Raw genomic sequence first — 21902 nt, 5'->3', positions numbered from 1 at the left:
CCCCCTATAAAAACCGCTGGTTGCCGAATTTTTTCATCTGGGTATAAGTCAATAGAAATACTGCAATCCCCATCATGACGGCTACAGCGGATGCATAACCAAAGTTAAAGTTCTTGAACGCTTGAATATACATTAAGCTAGGCAACGTCTGCGTTTGATCCATAGGCCCGCCCCTGGTGATGAAATAAACCTGAGGGAAAAAGTTGAAAGCGCCATTGATCAGGTTGATAAGAACAAAGGCCGTTACCGGTACGAGCATGGGAACCGTAATGCTTCTGAATTGTTGAACTCCGTTAGCGCCATCGATCTGCGCCGCCTCGTAATATTCTTTGGAAATCCCCTGCAGCGCCGCCAAATAGATAACAACTCCCCAACCGACCGTTTTCCAAATATGAAAGAGCCAGATCACCATCATCGCCGTCCAATAATTCGCAAGGAAATTAATCGGCTCATCGAAGATTCCCAGCTGTTTATAAAAAATGTAGTTGATAATGCCATACTCGCCGCTCGCAAACAAAAAGCGAAACAAAAAAGCAACGACAATCCATGAGGTAATGATCGGCAGGTAATAAACCGTCCTGAACGCGATTTTATACTTCACGAAATGAAGATTAATCAATACGGCAAATACGATGGCTAGGAACCAGTTGATAGGGACTGTAACGAATACGTTTAAGAATGTATTCTTAATCGCCATCCAAACCTTGTTATTCGGATCGGTAAATGCGGATGTGTAGTTCTCGAAGCCAATATAGGGATTTACGGCATTAGGCATGATGCTGTAATCCTGAAAGCTGATCAGGATGTTCTTGATCATAGGGTAGATGACGAATATGGCCGTACCCACAACACCCAATAAAATAAAAGGCAGAACAGCAATCCATTGCTTCAGGCCCTTCTTAAATGCTTTGGGCTTACGACCGGTTTCCTTCTGTCCTGCGATTTCGATAGACATCTTTATACTCCCTTCTCTTGCTCTCGGATGAGAGAGTAAACCTTCGCCCAGCTGCCCAGACGAAGGTTCTTTGGATCAATATTAGTTTTTCAAAATCGCTTCGATGTTTTTAGCCGCTTCATCCAATGCCTTTTGGGCACTCAACTCACCGCGCACCGCTTTTTCGAATGCCAGATTCACGATACCTTCCATCTCGCCCCATTGCGGGATCGGCGTACGAGGCAGAGCCGTTTCAAGCTGCTTCACATACTCGCTTACGAAAGGTACTTCTAGAAAAGCCGGATCGTTCGCCGCTGCCTTGTTCGCGGGAATTAAGCCTAATTTGCTCATGATTTTTTGCGGTTCGTCCTTAAGCATCCACTTCGCGAATACCCAAGCCTCCACCGGATGTTTGGAATTCGCGAACATAACTAAATCTTCGCCGCCGACAACCGAACGGCTTCCGCCGGGTCCTGCTGGGATTAAGCCGCGTACCGTGTGCTCCATTGGTTTGAATGCAGAATCCTTCTCGTTCATGAGAATGCTATAAAACCAAGGACCGTCATCAATCATCAAGTATTCACTGTTTTTCATTCCATCCCATGTTCCCGGTTCGCCTCCGAGAATAGTTGGGATCACAAGCCCGTCATTGTTCCATTGGACGATCGTTTCAAGCGCCTTCACGCTCTCGGGACTGTTCAAATAACCTTCAACCTTGGAATAGTCTTCATTCGTCATTGAACCGCCTAACGTCCAGAAGTAAGGAAGTGCTCCCCAAGTGTTAGCTCCCGAGACCCCGATTCCTCCCTTTTTCCCCTTCCCAACGGCCAGCTTTGCAGCTGAAACCAATTCTTCAATGGTCTTCGGAGCTTCCGTAAGTCCGATTTCATCCATGATTGCTTTGTTATAGATCGCAATCTTTGTATTGGTGTTTACGGGTACGCCGTAATATCCGCCATTATAGAAGTTGGTTGCCATCAGTGACTCGAATACGCTTGCTTTCAGCTCATCGAAGCCATCTAACTTGCTAACGTCCTGAAGCGCTCCCATCTTAGCAAACTCGGGAACCCATATAATATCCATCCGCATGAGATCGGGAGCCGCATCGCCGGCTACCCCTGCTATAACTTGTTCTTTAAGTCCTTCGTATGGCATGCGCGTCAGCTTTAATTCAATTCCTGGATTTTCTTTCTCGAAGAGCGGTTTAATCTCCTCAATAAGCGCTTTTTCTTCCTGGTCGCTATAGGTATGCCAATATTCAATTGTCACTTTCTTGCCGTCTGCAGCAGGCGCACTTCCTTCTTCGGAAGCGGGTGCCTTTCCGCTATTCCCAGCCGCGCTTGGAGTAGAAGCATTATTGTTACCGCTTCCACACGCAGTAAGTGAGATAGCTATTACCGTTGCTAGAACTCCATAAAACAACTTTTTGTACCCATTCATGAGATGATGACCTCCTTTATATTTGCACTGCTCCTTTATTATGCGGGGATTAAAAACGTTAAGTAACCGTTTTCATTACACTTTTGGAGTAGTATATTTCTCTATTTGGTTAATTCCTTTACTTGCTAAATAGCGAAGGTGTGTTATATTACGGTCTTCTGTGTAACAATAGACACCTTTGAGCAAGCAAGGTCGGCATCGTGGAGCGCTGTTATCGTTTCAACCTAGCAGGTTGTTTCGCCAAAAACTGTTTTTAAAACATTTGAACTGCATAAACTGCAGGTTCCACCAATAAACAGGGGCTGTCTCTCAGGTCTTTAACGACCTTACTAGACAGCCCCTTACACTTATTAAATCGCCGAAACTCGACCCGCAGCGGGAACTTATTAGCCTCCGCAGAATACCGGTTGAGTCAGAAATGAAATTATGGCTTGGATGGAAGTCCGTTCGCTTCCCGAATAAGTGAGAAATAATGATCAGCCCGAACGACTTCATAATCCGATCCGAGCGAATCAGTAATCGCAACGGCATCCGATGGTGTCATGCTCCAAGCAAGCAGCCCCAAGGAGACGAACAGCGGCGATTTACCGTCCCACTGCGATTTGGCTTCCGCTAGGATATTTTTGCCGTCTTGTGCGGTACTGATGCCTTGAATCGTCGATACAGGGAGGTCGCCGTTCAATAATTCCACGCCATATCGGTTTTCCCAGCTTAAGAAAAGACCGGGGACTTTATAATCGTTCCGATAGGCGGCTGTCCTCGATTCACTGAGCGGAACGTTTTCTCCGTCAATCCGGTTCAGTACGTATGGAATGGTCATCCCTGTTTTCTTCAGGTACGAATAAGTTTGCTTCAAGAAATCCGGAAAAGTGTTTTCCGGCCAAGCGTTCGGGTAGAAGTAACCGGCTCCCGACGGCCCGGCGATGAGCAGGTCGTTCTCGGTCGCAGTCGACTGATAGTAGTTCAGCATAGCGGGAGCGCCGTCGTAAAGAAGCGGACTCGATGTCCAGTTGATGGGTACCTTTCCACGGTTTGGGTCGTCCCAAATTATCCGCATGCGGTGCTGATTATATTGGAAATTATCGCCTTCGCTAACCGTATACGTGACATAAATTTTATTCTCTAGCTTCGGCGCTTTAACGGCTTTTGGCTCTGGCGACTGTTTCTTCGTTCCAGAGAATACGGTTAGATTGCTGAACCAGTCAGCGGCGAGGACATATACGCTATGGTTCGACGTAATTTCTACTCCGCTGAATTCGCCTTCGACGTCGTTGCTGAACCAGCCCAGATAGGGCGTTCCGGGTTCAACGTCCGACATAATGTTCTCGAAGAGAGCTTTCTGTTCCGGCACGTTCGCGTCCAGCCAGAAGACCATGGCTCTATTCGCGACTGCATAATCGCGAAGGTAGCCGTACGGTTCTTTATGTTGCGACGAAGGAGGCTGCTCGTTGCCTGCGGAAACTTTGAATTGGTTCCACATATCGACGGAAGCAGTCAACTGCATTGTGCCGGTCGGCGGCGTGAATTTGTATACGAAGTAGCGGCCGTTGTCTGCAAAACGGTGACCTCCGCTTCCTGCGGATACCTGCGAATTTTGAGCGTCGTATAGGAATGGTACTTCTTCTCGCGTACCAGGGATAAACTGAGCAATCACCTGCCCATCGGCCTTCACTGTCACTTGATGAACTGCCGGACCCCAACCGTCTTGCGGGAAGGCATCGTCGAAGCGAAGGTAAACGGACTCTTTACCCAAATAAGCGGATAGATCCAAATCATACGTTTTCCGGTTATTGGCGTCGCGTTCCTGTGTCGTCTCTTCCGCAATCGTCTTGAACGAAGCGGGAATGCCGGAAGGAATCTTAATAGAAGTGTCCGGACTTAACCCGATCAGCATCCGATGGGTCGTTTGCTCCCATAGATGCTCATACTGCCAGGTATAGGCATCCATTCGATCTGTGAATTTACCCTGCAGGTCTTCGAGTACAATCAGATTGTAAGGGGAAGCCGATAATATTGGCGCAAGCTCCGGGCTTACCACGACGGCATCTTTCAATCCTGCCATTGTGGTAGCCACATTGATCGAGTCCGGAATCTTCGGGTCGTAGATGATGATACCTTTGATTTCGTCTTTGAAGCGCATGACAACATCCCAATAACTGTCGTTAACTGTGTAAGGGATATCCAAATCGTTTAGCCAAGTAAACTTGCCTTCCTCTTCGTTTTCCAGCAGGTAGATGCGCGGCTCAGCGCGGTTCACGATGCCTTGTAAAGTGGCCATAAGCAGCTTGATATCACCGGGTGCATCATAGATGTCCGCGACTTCCAGCTGCTTCGCTTTCGCAAAGGTTGGAAGCGCTTGCTTATCAGGCCACAAAATCGAGTCTGCTTGCTGCTTCGAGACGGGATTGGCGGATACGCCGAGCGATAAAGCCAGCGTGCAGATCAGAGTGAGACTGACGGTCGTTAACTTTCGAAGCATGATTGAACACCTCGTCTTTTTTTAGTATGGTGAAGCTATAGTTCTTTTCCTTCCCCATTCACCTCCACCATTAGCTGAATATTTTTATCTGAGAAAATGATTCTCATAATACATATTAAATATATTACATATAGATATTTCAAGTCTTTCGACAAAAGTTCCCATATAAAAACATATATCAGTCAGAATTTAGGTAGAATGATGTGCGTGAACGTGCAGTTTATGATGCTTCGTCCCTATGCTGCGCCAAAGGAGAGTTATTGCTTAATACAGAAGAAGGCTATATTATATATTACAAATATCCATCAGAAGTATGGTGATTAGAGATGAACACAATCGACCGCATTCCGCTCTACCAGAAAATCCAGGATTATATTCGCGAACAGATCGACTCGAAGGGATTAAAGGCCGGCGACCGCATACCGACAGAGAAGGAGCTGATGGAGCTCTTCAATGTTAGTAAAATTACGGTCGTTAACGCCTTGTCCGGCTTGGCTAACGAGAAAATCATCAACCGAGTGCCCGGAAGAGGCAGCTTCGTCAGCGGACGGGAGCCCGAGTCGCAGCAATCCTCTGCCGTCCCATTCGCGGAGCGTCTGGGATCTAAAGTTCAGACGCGTATCATCGGCCTCGTCATGCCTTCCATCTACGACTATTTCACCATCCGGCTGATCGAAGGCGTTCAAAAGGCGCTCGGCGAGAAAGGCTACCGGAGCATGATATTGCTCTCGGGGGGCGAAATCGAGAAAGAAAAAGAAGCCATCAAGACGCTCAAGGAAATCGGGGCGGAAGGGCTGCTTATTTTCCCGGTGGACGAGGAGCAGTATAACGAAGAAATATTAAGCATGAAGTTTGCCGGCTTTCCGTTCGTGCTAATCGACCGTTACTTGCCAGGAGTGGAGACCAACTACATTGCCGCCGATGGCAGGAAGGGCGCGAGTCTTGCGGTTGATTACCTGTGGGAACTCGGGCACCGTGAAATCGCCATCTGTTCCGATTCGCCGCTGCAAACCGTCACGGTGCAGGAACGGATCGAGGGATACATGAGCGCTTTGAAAGATAAAGGCGCGCTCATCAATCCGGCCCATATAATTACCGACTTCCGCGTGGAGAGCTTGAAGGATGCCGAGGCACATCCACTATACCGGTATGTTCGAAACAAGATGGCGACGGCATACATCTCGCTCAATGGAAAACTCGCGGTCCAAATCTACCAAATGGCCCGTCAGGCGGGGCTTGCCATACCGGACGACCTGTCTATCGTCAGCTTTGACGACCCAACGTCGATTGTGGAGGAGTTTAGCATCTTCACCCATGTTAAACAATTCGAAATTGAAATGGGCTATCGCGCGGCTGGCATGCTGCTTGAAACCATACAGGGCGGTGACGGCAAGAGCGGCAAATACGCCAAAACATTGATTGACCCGGAGTTAGTCGTCCGGCAAACGACCGGCAGTCTTCGTAAGTAATTAACCGATTATACGACATGAGATCTTTTCCTTTCAGGAAAGGATCTTTTTTTATTTTTTTTAATATTAAAGATATTGAATATATAGAATAGATATATTATAGTTAATCCATATTAGAAAACACGATGACGGAGGCAAAAGGAGACTGACTATGCCATACGAAACGGTGAGACCAGAGCAATTGAAAGCGTTGTTGAACCAGCTAAAGGAGCATATCTATGCACCTCTTTCGAAACTGAACGTGACAGCTTGGGTGACACCGGAGCCGGTTCCCTATAATGAGCGGATGTCGGGCCGAAGGGTGGAACTAGAACCCGGCGACCAGTGGGGAAATTTGTGGGACTGCGCGTGGTTTCTCTTTACCGGCAAGGTACCGGAGAACGCGAGAGACACCAAAGTCGTACTGCTAATAGACGTGAACGGTGAATTATGCGTTGTTGACGACGAAGGAACGCCGTTGCAGGGGCTGACGAACATCAATTCCGAATATGATTACTCGCTCGGCCTTCCCGGCAAACGGGTTGTCGACGTGAGCGAATCGTCAACCGGAGAGGAGACGATCGAACTGTGGGCTGACGCAGGCTGCAATGATCTGTTCGGACGATTCCGGAGCGGAAAGCTGAAGGAAGCGATCGTCGCCATTTGCCGTGAGGAAGTTAGGCAGCTGTATTATGACACGGAGGTGCTGCTCGAAACCGCTGAACAACTGCCGGCGGGATCGGCGCGAAAAGAGCGAATTTTCCGGGTTCTGTATGAAGTATCACTGCTGCTGACGGAGCTAACCGACGAGCGCATCGCCGATGCGCGGAGCATCTTGGGTGAACAGCTGGCGAAGCGCGGAGGTGACTCGGTGTTGACGATCAGTGCGATCGGTCATGCGCATATCGACCTTGCGTGGCTGTGGCCGATTCGGGAGACGATCCGCAAAGGCGCGAGAACATTCGCTACGACACTGAGGATGATGGAACGTTACCCTGACTATGTGTTCGGAGCTAGCCAGCCCCAGCTGTACGATTGGATGAAGCAGCATTATCCGAAGCTGTATTCTCAGGTCAAGGAGCGAGTTCGGGAAGGTCGATGGGAGCCGCAGGGGGCGATGTGGGTCGAATCGGATACGAATGTCCCAGGCGGAGAATCGCTGGTGAGGCAAATTTTGTATGGCAAGCGGTTTTTTCTACAGGAATTCGGCCAAGAAATGAAGACACTTTGGATGCCGGATGTTTTCGGGTATACGGCGAGCTTGCCTCAAATTTTGGAGAAATCAGGCGTCGACTACATGATGACGCAGAAGCTATCCTGGAGCACGTACAACAGACATCCCCACCATACGTTCATTTGGGAAGGGATTGATGGCTCGAAAGTGCTGACGCACATGCCGCCAGAAGATACGTACAACAGTCCAGCCGCGCCCCGCTCGATCTTGAAGGCGGAGTTCGATTATTTGGACAAAAACGTATCGGATAACTGCCTCATGCTGTTCGGCATAGGCGACGGCGGCGGCGGTCCGGGGGAAGAGCATCTGGAGAGGCTGGCGCGGGAGAAAAATTTGCTAGGCTTAAGCCCGGTCGTACAAGAACCGTCGTCGCGATTTTTCGAGAAGCTGGGCAGAGGCGCTCACAGTTATCAGACCTGGTGCGGGGAGCTTTACCTGGAGAAACACCAAGGAACTCTCACAAGCCAAGCTAGAAACAAACGCTATAACCGAAAGCTGGAGAAAGCGCTGCGGGAGCTCGAGTTCGCTTACGTGCTGGCGGGGATGGCGGACGGAACCCGTTATCCTGCCGAAGATCTAGAGGTAATCTGGAAAGAAGTACTGCTTTACCAGTTCCATGATATTCTGCCTGGCTCTTCGATAAAGCGGGTATACGACGAATCGCTTGAGCGGTACGCCGTTCTGCTGAACCGTGTTGAGGGGATGATCGCTGAGGCCTACGGAGCGGTTGCCTGTCGGCTGACTACGGCAGTAGAAGAAGGGGAGGTTGTCATCTTCAATTCGTTGTCATGGGAGCGGGAAGAGTGGCTGAAGGTTAACGGACGCTGGAAACACGTGCGAGTGCCTGCGATGGGCTGCACATGGGTCAAGGCCGATGCGGTTGCAATAGTGGAAGCGTTGGAAACGGATGCTTCTTTCCCGGAACTGCGGACTTCGGCAATCGACCTCTTCACTGAGAACGACCTCCTTGTCGTGAGGCTAGGTGAAGACGGCTCCATCATCTCCATCCGCGACAAAGAGTACCGACGGGAAGTCGTTCCGCAGGGGCAAAAGGCCAATGAGTTGCTCCTGTACCATGATCAGGGGGATGCTTGGGATTTCCGCCAAGATTATCGGCAAACCGGGGGCAAACCGCTGCAGGTAACCGAAATCGCCGCATTCTCCGACGGGCCGACGACGGGTTTCATTGTGCGCTATGACTTCGGGCAGTCCGTCCTGACACAGAAGGTCGTGCTGACCCAAGGCAGTCGCAGAATCGATTTCGTGACGACGGTCGATTGGAAGGAATCCGGCCAAATGCTCCGTACGTCGTTCCCGGTTAATGTCCGATCGGACAGCGCTAGCTGCGAAATCCAATTCGGCTACCTGAAGCGGCCAACGCACCGTAATACGATGTGGGATTATGCCAAAGACGAAATTTGTGCCCATCATTGGGTGGATCTCTCCGAGCCGGATTACGGGGTTGCGTTGCTTAATGAATGCAAATACGGGCACCGTGTCGAGGGTAACGTACTTGATCTGAATCTGTTGCGCAGTCCGTCTTACCCCGATCCCGAAGCGGACCGGGCGGAACACACCTTTACATACTCGCTCTATCCGCATAAGGGCGATCTTATACAAGCGGGGGTGTACAGGCAGGGCTACGAACTGAACGTTCCACTGCGAGCGGTGGCTGTCAAGGCGTCCAGTCGAGCGGAAAATCTGCCGAAAGAGTATTCGTTCCTGCAACTGGACCATTCGAACGTCATGGTGGAAACGGTGAAGAAAGCCGAGGACGGGGAAGATCTCATTGTACGGATATACGAAACGGCCGGTACTCATCTTCAGACGATACTGCAAACAGGTTTCGACCTTTCGGAGGCTTGGCTCGCCGATTTGATGGAAGCTAAAATCGAGCGGCTTCAACCGGAAGACGGAGCGCTTCTGCTTACCTTTACTCCATTTGAAATTAAAACAATTCGATTGACGGCTGTATCATTGTTCCGGCACAAGGCAGAAGAAGGAGGAGGTTCTCGCCTATGACGGCATCCATGCTGTGGAAACGGATTTGGAAGCACAAAATTTTTTACTTGTTCATGCTGCCCGGCATCATCTGGTTTTTCCTCTTCTCCTACGTCCCTCTATTCGGCATCCAGGTCGCCTTCCGAAACTTTATGTTCTCGGGAGGCTTTACCGGAAGCCCTTGGGCCGGGCTGAAATATTTCCGCCAATTTTTCGATTACTATCAATCCTACGAGCTCATCCGCAACACGATCATCATCAGTATGTTGAAGCTCATGATCGGATTTTCGATGCCGATTATTCTGGCCATTCTCTTAAACGAAGTCCGTAATCTTAAATTCAAAAAAACTGTGCAAACGCTTTCCTACTTACCTTATTTCGTCTCCTGGATCGTCGTTGTTACTTTGATGCAGCGGCTCTTGACACCATTCGGCGGACCGTTTAACGACCTGCTCTCATCCTTCGGCATGGAGCCGATCCAGTTTCTGAACAATACTGCGTGGTTTTATCAGATCATCGTCGGCTCGGACATCTGGAAGAACATCGGGTGGAACTCCATCATTTATATGGCTGCAATTGCCGGTATCGACCAGCAGCTGTACGAAGCGGCTAAGATCGACGGCGCGAGTCGCTTTCGCCAAATCTGGCACGTCACGCTTCCGGGGATCCGCAATATTGCCGTCATTCTGTTCATTCTCTCGGCAGGCAGCCTGATGAGCGCCGGATACGAGCAACTGCTGCTTCTGAACGGACCTGCGACGGCCTCAATCGGCAGCGTCCTCGATGTGCATGTCATCAATTCCGGCATCCGCGAGGGGCGATTGAGCTATGCCGCGGCGGTCGGCTTGTTCCAAAGCGTTATCGCCCTAATCCTGATTTTGACGGTCAACCGTATTGCACGCAAGGTCAGTGACGTATCCCTGTTCTAAGGAGTGGTTTCTTATGAAAGTGATTCGCCGATTCTCCCTGTTCACCTTGTTGAATTACGTCCTCCTGACGCTCTTCGGTTTTTCGATGATTTATCCCTTCATTTATATTCTCGTCTATTCCTTGAACGACGGGAAGGATTCAATGCTGGGCGCCCTTTATTTCCTGCCTCGCAAACTCACGTTGGATAATTATGCGGAGGTGTTCGACAACGCCCGAATCTGGCAGGCCTACAAAATTACGCTGATGCGAACCGTACTCGGTACGTTCCTGCACGTAGTGTTCTGTACGCTGATGGCCTATGCCCTATCGAAAAAATCGCTGCCGGGAAGAACGTTTTTCACGTTCTACATTTTTCTGCCGACCATTTTCAGCGCGGGATTCATTCCTTACTTTATCACGCTGCAGAAGCTCCATCTTATCAATAGCTTCTGGGTGTACGTAATCCCGATGATGTTTAGCTTTTTTCATATCGTCATTATCCGCACATTCCTCCAGGGGATTCCGGAGGAGTTGGAAGAGTCGGCCCGTATCGACGGGTACGGGGATTTCCAAATCTTCCTGAGGGTTATTCTGCCGCTTTCAGGTCCTGTGCTTGCTACCATCTCTCTGTTTATTGGAGTTTCCCACTGGAATGATTGGTTCTCCGGTGCCTATTATGTGTCGGACAAAGATTTGATTCCCGTTCAGACGCTGCTTCAGCAAATGCTTACGGAAGCGGAAGCGTTATCCTCTTCTATGCAGCGGGCGGCGCAGCAAGGCGGTCAGACGGTTAATGTAAACGTGGCCGGAGCCACACCCGAGTCGATGCGGATGGCACTGCTCGTCATTACGGTCTTTCCCATTCTCTGTATCTACCCGTTTCTACAGCGGTACTTCGTCAAGGGCGTCATGCTCGGTTCAGTCAAAGGATAATCGTCCCTAGCCGGGACTTTATCATATTCTATTATGGTATTTGGGAGGGTTCTTTTCTTATGACGAACAAATGGGTAAAAAGCGCCTCGATGCTGCTGGCGGTCGCCATGATGGCCGGAACGCTGTTCGGTTGCAGCGGCGGCAACAACAATGGAAATTCAAGCAGCAGTAACGGAAATGTCAGCAGTGACAAACCGTCTGGGGACGACGGCAAGACTGTCAAAGAAGTCAAGCTCAAAATTCTTCACAACTGGAACGGCTCGACCGGCGCGGACGTCGACATGACGCCCGTGTCCCAAGTTATCAAAGAAAAAACCGGCGTAACCGTGGAATGGGAATATACAGTAGGAAGCGAGGTAGAAAAGGTAAACACGATCTTCGCAACCCAGGACCTTCCGGATATTTATACTGGACCGGCATGGGGCGGCGAGCTGGATGGCATTATCAAAGCAGCTAAGGAAGACCAACTGGTTGATCTGACGGATAAGCTGGACAAATACCCGAACCTGGCGAAAGCAATCGCAAAAGAGAACGTTCCGCCGGCTTTGTACGATAAAGCGATCGACGCCTACGGCGGCAAGAAATTTCTGCTTTATCAGAACCATCCAGCAACTGACAACGACGCCATGGACTGGCTTTACGGCTTCTATGTCCGCAAGGACATCGCCCAGAAAGTCGGGGTGGATCCGCAATCCGTTAAAACGAAGGACGATCTATACAGCTTCCTGAAGAAGATCAAGGACGCAGAACTGAAAGAGAGCGGGATGCCCGTTATTCCGCTTGGCGGCTTCCATAACGGATGGGCAGTCGAAATCGGCAATACGATGTTTTACGGTGCAGGTTATGTCGACAAAGGAGACGGTACGATTACGCATAATTTCTTCACGAAAGCCTTCGAGGACTATACGCTGTACTATCGGAAGCTGATTTCAGAAGGGCTGATCGACTCCGAAACGTTCACTCAGACCGCTCCGATCGCCAATGAGAAAATTAAGCAAGGACGCATCGCCGTTCTGGCAGCGCACTACCCGGCCATTCTCGATGCATCCAAGGATTACGTAAAAGCGCATCCGGGATCAGATTACGTGCCGATCGGTCCTCTGGAACGTGCCGACGCCGAACCAAACCGACCGGCCGATCTGGGTATCCAAGGAAATAACGTGACTGTCATCACGAAGAAAGTCAAAGACGTGGATGCCGCCCTTCGGCTGCTAGACTTCCTCGCGTCAGACGAAGGCTTCATGCTCGCCCGATACGGCGTGCAAGGGGTGCACTGGGATATGGAAAACGGCAAGGCCGTTGCGAAGAAGGAATGGTTTGACAAATTCACGGCAGATACGTCGGGCAAGCTGAAGAAAAACGAAGGCATCAGCATCGGTTTCGAATCATTGACTGGCCAGGATCGAATCAACTCCGTCGGCGGGGGCGACATATGGGCAGATCAAGAACGGCTTGCTGCGATGGAGAATGCCCGTAAAATTCTTCGTCCGAACGGCATCAGTGTCATATCGGCCTACAATGCCGGGGATGTCATAACCAAGACGACTCAGTGGGAAATGCTGAAGCCTTCCATGGACAAAATCGGCGACGCCTGGAAACAAGCGATTTTCACCAAATCCGACGAAGAAGCGCTCAAGGTGCTGAACGATCTTCGCGGGCAGATGAACAAGACAGGGTACCCGGAAGCGATCCAATTTGTCAATGAGAATCTGAAAGGAAAAGAAGTGGTGAAACTGCAGATGCCGAACTAAGGAGGATTATCCTTTGAGCCGGAAAACGAAAGCAGGTCCTGAGTGGACCGGGTTTCAAGAGTCGCGGCCTTACGGGCCCAAGTACGATCTGCGGACTGATTTTGTCATGGTGTACGGTATCGGAAACGACCTGCCAAAGCGGATCAAAGGCTGGAAGCGGGCTGGCTATACGATTCATCTGATGACGGGAGTATCATGGGGCCAGTATCAGGACTATTTGTACGGCCGCTTCGACGGTCGGAATCATTGGGATGAAGCCCAGACCGACCGTGATGGCAAACATTTGCTCCATGGCAAGGATGTTCCGTACATGGTGCCGACGATTTCGTTCGCCGAATATTTGGCGAGCCATATCAAGCTGGCGATCGACTGCGGTGTGGAAGCCATTCACATGGAAGATCCGGAATTCTGGGCGGCTTCGGGGTATTCGGAAGCTTTCAAGCGGGAGTGGCTGAACTATTACGGGGAGGATTGGATTCCTCCCCACTCCTCACCCGACGCCCAATATCGGGCTTCCAAGCTGAAGGCCACGATGTATTACCGGGCGCTCGACCGGATTTGCAGTCAAATGAAGGAATACTCTCTCGTTACCTACGGCAGGACGGTACGCTTCTATGTACCGACCCACAGCCTCGTCAATTACACGCAATGGCGGATTATCAGCCCTGAGGCTCTTTTGGTTTCCATGCCGGCTTGTGACGGCTTTATCGCCCAGATTTGGACGGGGACGGCGCGGACGCCCAACGTTTACAAGGGTGTCCGGCGCGAGCGGACGTTCGAGACGGCGTATTTGGAATACGGCATCATGCAAGAGCTCACGCGCGGCACGGGACGGGATATGTGGTTTCTGCATGATCCGATCGAGGATAATCCACGCTACAGCTGGAGCGATTACCGGAAAAATTACCGATCGACAGTTGTGGCCTCCCTGCTGCATCCCGGCGTCAAGCAGTACGAAGTGTGTCCGTGGCCGCGACGTGTGTTCGAGGGCACTTATCCAACGGAAGATAGGATGGGCAAGGAATCTATTCCCGGTGATTACGCGACTGTCCTGCTTACGGTCATGAACGTGTTGCGCGACATGCATAATCACGAAGAGGAAAGCGGGGGTGAAGCGTACACAACAGGGATTGGCCTCTGCTTAGCCAATTCGGCCATGTACCAACGGGGCGATGTAATTGCGGGCGGGGATGACGAAGGTGCCGCATTCAAATATGACGGCACCATCTCTGCTGAATCGCTAACGACGGAGCAGCAGGAGTTGCTCGATTGGTCTGCGTTCTATGGCTTAGCAATGCCGCTTGTGAAAAGCGGGATCCCGCTTCGGCCGGTGCAGTTCGACAACATCTTAACTTTCCCTGGTTATCTGGAAGGCTACCGGGTGCTGCTCCTTAGTTACGAATTCATGAAACCGGAGCATCCCGGCATTCATCAAGCGATCGGCCAATGGGTAAGGGAAGGCGGCGTACTCATCTATATAGGGGACGGTGCGGACGCATTTCACTCCGTTCGCGAGTGGTGGAATCGCGAGACTGGAAGCCGGAAGTATGACCAGCCCGAGGAGCATCTGTTCGAATCGATGGGACTCGGGCGCAGCCCGGCGGAAGGAGAGCACCGGGTTGGTAGCGGCGCCGTTCTATTCCATTCGTTGAACCCTGCAGCGTTGTCCCGTTCGGAATCGGGAGCGAAGCGAGTTCAGGACAGTGTCCGGCAGGCGCTTATCATTCGCGGGGAAGTGAAGGATTACAAGGAGAACGGACAGGTGCAAGTGAGGCGCGGTCCCTATCTGATCACCCACGCGCTGGACGAGACGGACTCGGCGCAAGTCGTGGTGCTTCAGGGCCTGTACCTCGACTTGTTCGAGGCGGATCTGCCTGTACGGCAGACGGTGGAACTGAAGCCGGGTGAAGACAGCCTGCTTTATGATCTGACCTGGGCGAAGGGAGAGGTTAGGATACCGGCCATTCTCGTCAGTTCCTCGCGGATCAGGGACGAGCGGCAAGAGGAGTCTCGCTTCTCCTTCGTGTCGGAGTCACCATCCGATATGACCGTAAGTACGCGCATTCGTGTCATAGGCGAACCGCTCAGCGTAATGGCCGGCAGCTCAACGGCGGAATTCCACTACGATCAGGAATCGAGAACGGTAATGGTCCGGTATCTCGGGGTACCAGAGGGGATTGAAGTGACCTTGGAGTGGTAACACCCTGTTGAGCCAGATTGTAATACAAAATTAGAGAAAGAGCCGGACAACTATGTCAGGCTCTTTTTTATATGAAACAAATTCGCCTTCCGGCTACGGGTGTTTGGGGTTACACCCCTTCTTGTGTTCCAAAACTGATTAAATTCCCTTGCCCCCGACCGGACGCAGCTTTACCGGTTCCATGCCAGCGATCAACGGCCTGCCGCGCTGGATCAATGCCAATACATTTTCATTCTTAAGAGATGCGGCATGTGCTTCGGCATCCCTCCATAACTCCGTCACCCATACGGCATCCGGGTCCTCGTCCGACACGTTAACGATATACAATGCGCAGCCTTCCGCAGACCCCAGCAGCTCGGCCGCTTCCAGCAAAATTTGCACAAGTGCATCTCTCCGACCCGGATGAGCCGTTAATTTTCCATACATGGCGAATTTGTTCATGTCCATCACCCTTTGCTTTTATTTTTTGCCGACTTCATCGATTCGTAATGCGCTGTAATACCACTGCTTACCTCCGCCAGCTTCTCGACAAGAATGTCCGGCTCAAGAATGATAAGCGATTTGCCGTAAGGGAGAAGATAATAAGGCACATAGGACAGCAAGGAAGGAACGCCAAGCTTGAATAAAGCTTGTTCGTCTTTGCGTTCAACAAGCGCATGGCCAAACAACCAATGCTGGCATAAGAGATCCAACGCTTGCTCGTGCCCTTGTATCCTTACCAATAGGAGAGATTCCGCATCAAGGGAGTCGGGAAGCAGATTGCGCATCAAAAAATCTTTGGCGGAAAAAGCGGCTGGCCGCTCGAAATGACGATCAATCGGTTCCAATCGCACAATGCGATCCGTTCTGAAGCTGCGCAATTCCTGACGAAGGCTGCAAAAGCCAACAGCATACCAGCTGCCCTTCCAGTGTATTATGCCGTAGGGATCGAATATTCGTGTACCGGGAGCATCTCCCTTACCCTTGTTGTATACCATCTCCATTGCCCTGCCTTGGGCTGCTGCTTCCTCCAGAATCCGAAGCATTTCCTGCTGCTTCCCCACGATCGCCGGATGAATAACGGAGAGCCCTCCCATGTGGCGTTCAATGTGATCGAGTTGATCCTCATTCGTGTAGCGCTTCAACTTATCGACCGCTCGGTTAAGCGCATCCTTGAAAGAATATCCCGTCTCCAGTGCGAATGTCGAAGCGTGCACGAGTGCTTTCTGTTCTTCCATATCAAACAGCAGCGGAGATTCCGCGAAACGACCCAGTAAATGATAGCCGCCGTTCGGCCCCGAATCGGCAATAATGGGAACCCCGCTTACACACAATGAATCAATATAGCGATATACCGTGCGGATATGAATCTCCAGCTCATCCGCAAGCTGCTGGGCAGTCATCCGTCTGCCCGACCTAAGTAACCATAAGATGGAAAGCATGTTGTCTGCTTTGGACATACTCTCATCGAAACCTTCCTGTTATGGAATATGATTAGGGATAGGCATCCCTTATCCTCTTCCTTTGTCACATCATTTTCTTGCAATTATCATGAAACGTTTTGAATTGGTCATTATCCCCTTATTTGTTTGATTATCTTCGATGAATTTTTCTAAAACAACAAAGTCATTTTCGCTTTTCCCAAAGTTCGGAATGATTGGTGTGTGTTTCAGAAGGAATACTAGATCTTCGTAAGTTTTGTAAAATTCTGTTGCATCATATTCAAAAGACTGGATATCACTAAACCCTGCTTCACTTAATTCCGAAATATATTTATTTTTTAAAGTCCCGTCTTCAACAGTTGTCCGTTCTTTTCCAAAAGCTTTTATGATATTGAGTTTATCATTTTCACTTACTTGCTGTGTCAGGAACACGCCGTCATTTACTAAGACCTTATCTATTTCTTGTGCGGAAAAAGGTGAGTGCCGACATGATACCACATTAAAAAAGTTCTCGGGAAAGTCAATTTTTCCAGCATCCATTTGTAAAATGCGTACATTTGATTTCTTTGCCTTTTTCAAATTAATATCTGCGGCTTGGATCATTCCAGCTGAATTATCAATTCCCACTAGTAGTAAAGCGACCTCGGCAATTGATAGTAAAGCTTCCCCACCACCAGTACCGATATCCAGCAATATGTCGGATTTTTTGCATTTTTGGGAAACTTCACGATAAAAACTCCATTTTACTCCTTCGGATGTACATTTAACCTTACTAAAGTCCCATCCATTTATTTTTCCAATGCGATCGTAAAAATTCTTATACTCTAATTGATTCATACCTATTTTCAATCCCTTCAATGAGATAATAAAAAGCCAAAGGATTTTGAGATCTGCTGAATAGGATCCAATGAAAGATCATCAGTTCCGTTATCCAGACAAACCTTGGTGTCCATTGGCTTTTACATCAGTGATGACAGCCGACACCGTTCAAAGTTATAGTTTTCATGTGATCAAAAGGGCAGAAAAGCCCCTTGATGGCTGGTACGCGTTTTTCCCAGCCCGAAAACTATATACCTCGAACGATACGGAATGACATCCACTTCACCTCATAAGAAAAGATTATTTTCATTATAAATTCTGGGGAAGTCGCTTTCAAGTATTTCTATTTAGAAGACAGTAGCTTCGATAATGTCTAAACCCATTTGGTTGAATCCGCTAAAGATTCCCCAGCGACAGCCCCTAACGAATTCGAATGGCAATGTAAGAGACAGCTCGCGTTCTGGACAGATTAATGTGGGTTAACTAAATCCTCTAGATACAGACTCCTGTCTATACTCTAAGGACTTGTTTAACATAAATTACAAAAAGGCAGGTGATGTATATGATTGAAATAAAGATTGCTGCCGTTGGCGATCTTTTAATAAACGGAAAAATATGTATGTCTGTTAAGCAAACAGGTGAGAACATATATAACTTTGACTCTATTTTTGAAGAGGTATCACCTTACTTGCAGGAAGCAGATCTTACAATTGGAAATTTGGAAATTCCATTAAAAGGCGATACACCTTTTATTAAAAAAAGGAACCCAAAAACGGGATGTCCTCTATTCAATGCTCCGGAGCAATTAGCTCCCGCTTTGAAAAAAAATGGATTTGATGTACTTTGTACGGTAAACAATCATTGCTTGGATAATGGAATGGACGGATTACAGCGCACACTCGAAGTTCTAGATGAGAATAATTTGACTCATACTGGAACATTTGCAAGCCTGAACCAATCCAAAGAACATCTGATTATGGACGTTAAAGGAATAAAAGTGGGTATTCTCTCATACACCAAGGGCACCAATAGAATACCGATCCCTAGACATATGCGTTGGGCAGTCAATTTGATAAATGAAGACCAAATTATTAAGGATCTTGGTGAATTAAAGAAAAAAACGGATTTGAATATCGTTTATTTACATTTTGGAAAAGAATACCATGAAATGCCGGACCCAAAGCAAAAAAAGCTTGTGAAAGCCTTGTTTCGACACGGAGCTGATATTATTCTTGGATCTCATCCCCATGTTTTACAGCCTCTCATAAGGACGAGATCAAATAAATTAGCAATCTATTCTTTGGGAAATTTCATCTCGATCCGATTGAAAAAAAAACCCCCATACTAATAACGGTTTAATTCTGCAATTAACTGTACGGAAAGAAGAGTGTTCTCGTGCAACGATCACTCGCGTAGATTGGATCCCAACATGGACCCTGCGAAGATTTAAAAATGGAGGTGCATCGTATCGCATCCTTCCTAATCAACAGAAAGAAATAAGCATACGCAGCGTGAGGGAAGATGTCACACTACGAGAGAAAATAATGATGGAAAAAATGTTTAAATACACTTCAAAGTTACTGAAAACAAGATTAACCAGAACCAAGATTTTCAGCAAAAGCAGGAAACATTGAAAGGTTGAGGATGGTCTTCCCAACTAACCTGTCGGCAGCTTAATAAAAAAAGGGCAAGCCCTCAGTGGCTGCCACAAGTTTGATTTATCCATCCCTTATCCCCGGATTCGTATCTGAAAGCTGGTTGGGACTATTCTCCAGCTCCGAACCAGTCCACTCTCTCAGCTCTCTACCCTCGGCTTTGTCGGGTCGCAATTCGGTATTTGCGTCAGCCCGCTTAGCGCGAGTTTGGTGATGTAGTAGCATTCCTCCCGCATCATATGGTCGGGAATTAGCGGCGAAATCTGGTCGAGGACCTGGGAGGACAGCTCGTATTCTTCCAATTCGTTGAGAAATGTCATAAAGAGCCGCATTTCCAGATCGACTTCTAAGTGAAACCTCTGGAAAGCCGGGAATTCTCGTATATTCGTTCGCAAGTACCCGGCCATTTCGATCGCTTTCAAATAAAACTCCTCAAAATGCTTTTCGAATTCTTTGCTTCTCTTGATCAACCTTTTCTCCACCATATCCAGATTCGAAGCGATGGCGCTCGCATGCCCTACCGCGTCCAGAAGCCAAAGCAAATCATGGTGCAGCGGGTCGAATTGCGGCACAGGTTGGCCGGAAAGAATCGCCTGCAGAATCCGTAAATATTCCTCCAGCTCGTTCACCATATGATTGAGGAAGGTTGGCGTGAGCATGATGTTCACTTTGCCCAGCAGCAGCCGTCCAAGCAAATCAAGCTTGAACGCCCGCAGAGCGCACGTCAGGTTGTAGGCTTCCTTGTTCAATGACGACAGATCTGCAGAGGCCGAAGCCCCCCGCGCTACTGCTAGCTGCTGATCGAATCCCTGGATGAATGCTTGGGCTTTCTGAACATCGGCAGTTTCCTTAGGTGACAAGGAATTTAAAATAAACCTGCTATGATCCCCCAAAATTTGAAGCCAAAAACGGTGCTCAAACAATACGCTCTCCGAACGGTAATCATCCATTTTCGCGCACGCTCCTCTCGCCTCACCCTATGCGCGAAGGAAGTCCCTTATGTGCCTCTTCTTATTTAAATGGGACGTTAATTATGAGATTTTGTATACTCTTGCTTCGTACGGACGTAAACGCAATCCATCGAGCTGATCTTCCGTCATATCGTTATAGTTAGCAATAATCAATTGTTTGTGATCGCCGCTGTGTAACTGTAACGAATCGGGAGATTTGAATATCGCTTCACTATTGGAGAAGTTTAAGATCACGAGCCACTTTTCATTAGCCCATGTACGAGTGTATGCATAGATCTGGTCATGATCTTCTGCCACAATGTCATAATTTCCATAAATCATAATGGGATGCACTTTACGCAGCTTAATCAGCTTCTGATAGTAACGGAAGACGGAATCCGCATCCTTGAGCGATTCTTCAACGTTAATAGTCCGGTAGTTGGGATTCACGGCGATCCAAGGCTGACCCGTCGTAAAGCCGGCTTGATCGTTGCCGTTCCATTGCATGGGCGTGCGTGCGTTATCCCGTCCCTTCACATAGATGGAAGCCATTGCTTTCTCCGGAGAAATCCCCCGCTCATTTACGGCTTCGTTATAATAATTAAGAGTTTCAACGTCTTTGTACTCCGCTATGCCTTCAAACTTCACATTGGTCATACCAATCTCTTCCCCCTGATAGATATAGGGAGTTCCTTGCAGCGTATGAAGAAAGGTTGCCAGCAGCTTGGCGGATTGCTTCCTGTAAACCGTGTCATCTCCAAAACGAGAAACCATGCGTGGTTGATCATGGTTATTCAGATAAAGACTGTTCCATCCTTTACCATTCAAACCGTATTGCCACTTACTTGTGACGGCCTTCAAGTCGGCGAGCTTCCACGGCTTGAAATTCCACTTGCCGCCTTCTCCCGAATCGATATCCATAGTCTCAAATTGGAAAACCATATTCACTTCTTTATTCTCGGGTTTCGTGAAGGCGATGGCTTGCTCCGGGGAAACGCCTGGCATTTCACCGACGGACATTGTATCATACCGAGATAAAACCTGTTCATTCATTTCTCTCAAGTAGGAATGGAGACGGGGTCCACATAAGAAGTATTCTCCGCCCCAAGCGTATTTGTCTTCACTCAGTACGCTGGGCAGCCCATCTACTTTGGAAATACAATTGATGACATCCATCCGGAAGCCGTCAATCCCCTTATCCAGCCAGAAGGTCATCATATCGTAAATTTCTTTACGCAGCTGCGGATTCTCCCAATTCAAGTCGGGTTGTTTCTTAGTAAACAGGTGAAGATAATATTCATTCGTTGCCTCATCGTACTGCCACGTGGATCCGCCGAAGAAGGACACCCAGTTGTTCGGCTCGGAACCATCCGGCTTGCCCGGTCTCCAGATGTAGTAATCACGATAAGGGTTATCCTTGGATTTCCTTGATTCCTCGAACCAGACGTGTTCATCCGACGAATGGTTAACGACCAAATCCATGATCAATTTGATTCCACGGCCATGAAGCCCATGCAGCAGATTCTCCCAATCCTCCATCGTTCCAAATTCATCCATAATAGACTGATAGTCGCTTATATCATATCCATTATCATCATTTGGCGACTTATACACCGGGCTTAGCCAGATTACCCCCACACCGAGCTCCTCCAGATAATCCAGCTTGCCTATAATCCCCTGAAGATCTCCAATCCCGTCCCCATTACTATCCATGAAACTTCTAGGATA

General features: G+C 48.9%; 15 protein-coding genes. 7 read left to right on the top strand and 8 right to left on the bottom strand.

Annotated features, from left to right (window positions below):
* Positions 1 to 4: 4 nt before the first annotated feature.
* The 3 genes from ACESLK_RS02375 to ACESLK_RS02365 all read right to left on the bottom strand — a co-directional run bounded on the left by ACESLK_RS02375 (position 5) and on the right by ACESLK_RS02365 (position 4853).
* Positions 5 to 955: a carbohydrate ABC transporter permease gene (locus ACESLK_RS02375; protein WP_372661653.1), complete on the bottom strand. Its 951-nt coding sequence runs from the start codon at positions 953 to 955 to the stop codon at positions 5 to 7.
* Positions 956 to 1036: 81 nt separating this feature from the next.
* Positions 1037 to 2374: an extracellular solute-binding protein gene (locus ACESLK_RS02370; RefSeq protein ID WP_372661650.1), complete on the bottom strand. Its 1338-nt coding sequence runs from the start codon at positions 2372 to 2374 to the stop codon at positions 1037 to 1039.
* Positions 2375 to 2798: 424 nt separating this feature from the next.
* Positions 2799 to 4853: a GxGYxYP domain-containing protein gene (locus tag ACESLK_RS02365; protein ID WP_372661647.1), complete on the bottom strand. Its 2055-nt coding sequence runs from the start codon at positions 4851 to 4853 to the stop codon at positions 2799 to 2801.
* 326 nt (positions 4854 to 5179) lie between these two features.
* On the opposite strand from ACESLK_RS02365, the gene ACESLK_RS02360 reads away from it, so the two are divergent.
* From ACESLK_RS02360 to ACESLK_RS02335, 6 genes are all read left to right on the top strand, one after another.
* The gene (locus ACESLK_RS02360; RefSeq protein WP_372661645.1) at positions 5180 to 6322 is read left to right on the top strand and encodes a GntR family transcriptional regulator; all 1143 of its coding nucleotides are present in this window, start codon (positions 5180 to 5182) and stop codon (positions 6320 to 6322) included.
* Between the two features lie 151 nt (positions 6323 to 6473).
* Positions 6474 to 9557: an alpha-mannosidase gene (locus ACESLK_RS02355; RefSeq protein WP_372661642.1), complete on the top strand. Its 3084-nt coding sequence runs from the start codon at positions 6474 to 6476 to the stop codon at positions 9555 to 9557.
* Positions 9554 to 10465, top strand: coding sequence for an ABC transporter permease (locus ACESLK_RS02350; protein WP_372661639.1), 912 nt, complete (start codon positions 9554 to 9556; stop codon positions 10463 to 10465). The genes ACESLK_RS02355 and ACESLK_RS02350 overlap by 4 nt, the downstream gene beginning before the upstream one ends.
* 13 nt (positions 10466 to 10478) lie before the next feature.
* The gene (locus tag ACESLK_RS02345; protein WP_372661636.1) at positions 10479 to 11378 is read left to right on the top strand and encodes a carbohydrate ABC transporter permease; all 900 of its coding nucleotides are present in this window, start codon (positions 10479 to 10481) and stop codon (positions 11376 to 11378) included.
* 59 nt (positions 11379 to 11437) lie between these two features.
* Complete coding sequence (locus ACESLK_RS02340) at positions 11438 to 13129, top strand: type 2 periplasmic-binding domain-containing protein (RefSeq protein WP_372661633.1); 1692 nt, start codon at positions 11438 to 11440, stop codon at positions 13127 to 13129.
* A 13-nt stretch (positions 13130 to 13142) separates the two neighbouring features.
* The gene (locus ACESLK_RS02335) at positions 13143 to 15329 is read left to right on the top strand and encodes a hypothetical protein (RefSeq protein WP_372661630.1); all 2187 of its coding nucleotides are present in this window, start codon (positions 13143 to 13145) and stop codon (positions 15327 to 15329) included.
* 138 nt (positions 15330 to 15467) lie between these two features.
* On the opposite strand, the gene ACESLK_RS02330 is transcribed toward ACESLK_RS02335, so the two are convergent.
* The 3 genes from ACESLK_RS02330 to ACESLK_RS02320 all read right to left on the bottom strand — a co-directional run bounded on the left by ACESLK_RS02330 (position 15468) and on the right by ACESLK_RS02320 (position 17587).
* A complete protein-coding gene (locus tag ACESLK_RS02330; protein WP_372661626.1) occupies positions 15468 to 15770 on the bottom strand; it encodes a putative quinol monooxygenase in 303 nt (100 codons plus the stop codon).
* Positions 15771 to 15775: 5 nt separating this feature from the next.
* On the bottom strand, positions 15776 to 16768 hold the full coding sequence (locus tag ACESLK_RS02325) for a helix-turn-helix transcriptional regulator (protein WP_372661622.1): 993 nt from the start codon (positions 16766 to 16768) through the stop codon (positions 15776 to 15778).
* Between the two features lie 72 nt (positions 16769 to 16840).
* On the bottom strand, positions 16841 to 17587 hold the full coding sequence (locus ACESLK_RS02320) for a class I SAM-dependent methyltransferase (RefSeq protein ID WP_372662129.1): 747 nt from the start codon (positions 17585 to 17587) through the stop codon (positions 16841 to 16843).
* 544 nt (positions 17588 to 18131) lie between these two features.
* Here ACESLK_RS02320 and ACESLK_RS02315 point away from each other — a divergent pair.
* Positions 18132 to 18917: a CapA family protein gene (locus tag ACESLK_RS02315; protein WP_372661619.1), complete on the top strand. Its 786-nt coding sequence runs from the start codon at positions 18132 to 18134 to the stop codon at positions 18915 to 18917.
* Positions 18918 to 19364: 447 nt separating this feature from the next.
* Here ACESLK_RS02315 and ACESLK_RS02310 read toward each other — a convergent pair whose 3' ends face one another.
* Complete coding sequence (locus ACESLK_RS02310; protein ID WP_372661616.1) at positions 19365 to 20174, bottom strand: DUF2935 domain-containing protein; 810 nt, start codon at positions 20172 to 20174, stop codon at positions 19365 to 19367.
* A gap of 81 nt (positions 20175 to 20255) precedes the next feature.
* Complete coding sequence (locus ACESLK_RS02305) at positions 20256 to 21887, bottom strand: glycoside hydrolase family 13 protein (RefSeq protein WP_372662126.1); 1632 nt, start codon at positions 21885 to 21887, stop codon at positions 20256 to 20258.
* Positions 21888 to 21902: the final 15 nt, after the last annotated feature.

It is taken from the genome of Cohnella sp. (assembly GCF_041640265.1).
Taxonomy (GTDB): Bacteria; Bacillota; Bacilli; order Paenibacillales; family Paenibacillaceae; genus Cohnella.
The sequence above is the reverse complement of the archived record's forward strand: the minus strand, read 5'-3'. Positions and strand labels throughout refer to the sequence as shown.

Coding starts and splice junctions, on each gene's coding strand:
- ACESLK_RS02305 (WP_372662126.1), bottom strand. CDS start 21,887: ATGGATAGTAATGGGGACGGGATTGGAGATCTTCAGGGGATTATAGGC.
- ACESLK_RS02345 (WP_372661636.1), top strand. CDS start 10,479: ATGAAAGTGATTCGCCGATTCTCCCTGTTCACCTTGTTGAATTACGTC.
- ACESLK_RS02325 (WP_372661622.1), bottom strand. CDS start 16,768: ATGTCCAAAGCAGACAACATGCTTTCCATCTTATGGTTACTTAGGTCG.
- ACESLK_RS02340 (WP_372661633.1), top strand. CDS start 11,438: ATGACGAACAAATGGGTAAAAAGCGCCTCGATGCTGCTGGCGGTCGCC.
- ACESLK_RS02355 (WP_372661642.1), top strand. CDS start 6,474: ATGCCATACGAAACGGTGAGACCAGAGCAATTGAAAGCGTTGTTGAAC.
- ACESLK_RS02365 (WP_372661647.1), bottom strand. CDS start 4,853: ATGCTTCGAAAGTTAACGACCGTCAGTCTCACTCTGATCTGCACGCTG.
- ACESLK_RS02320 (WP_372662129.1), bottom strand. CDS start 17,587: ATGAATCAATTAGAGTATAAGAATTTTTACGATCGCATTGGAAAAATA.
- ACESLK_RS02350 (WP_372661639.1), top strand. CDS start 9,554: ATGACGGCATCCATGCTGTGGAAACGGATTTGGAAGCACAAAATTTTT.
- ACESLK_RS02315 (WP_372661619.1), top strand. CDS start 18,132: ATGATTGAAATAAAGATTGCTGCCGTTGGCGATCTTTTAATAAACGGA.
- ACESLK_RS02310 (WP_372661616.1), bottom strand. CDS start 20,174: ATGGATGATTACCGTTCGGAGAGCGTATTGTTTGAGCACCGTTTTTGG.
- ACESLK_RS02370 (WP_372661650.1), bottom strand. CDS start 2,374: ATGAATGGGTACAAAAAGTTGTTTTATGGAGTTCTAGCAACGGTAATA.
- ACESLK_RS02360 (WP_372661645.1), top strand. CDS start 5,180: ATGAACACAATCGACCGCATTCCGCTCTACCAGAAAATCCAGGATTAT.
- ACESLK_RS02330 (WP_372661626.1), bottom strand. CDS start 15,770: ATGAACAAATTCGCCATGTATGGAAAATTAACGGCTCATCCGGGTCGG.
- ACESLK_RS02375 (WP_372661653.1), bottom strand. CDS start 955: ATGTCTATCGAAATCGCAGGACAGAAGGAAACCGGTCGTAAGCCCAAA.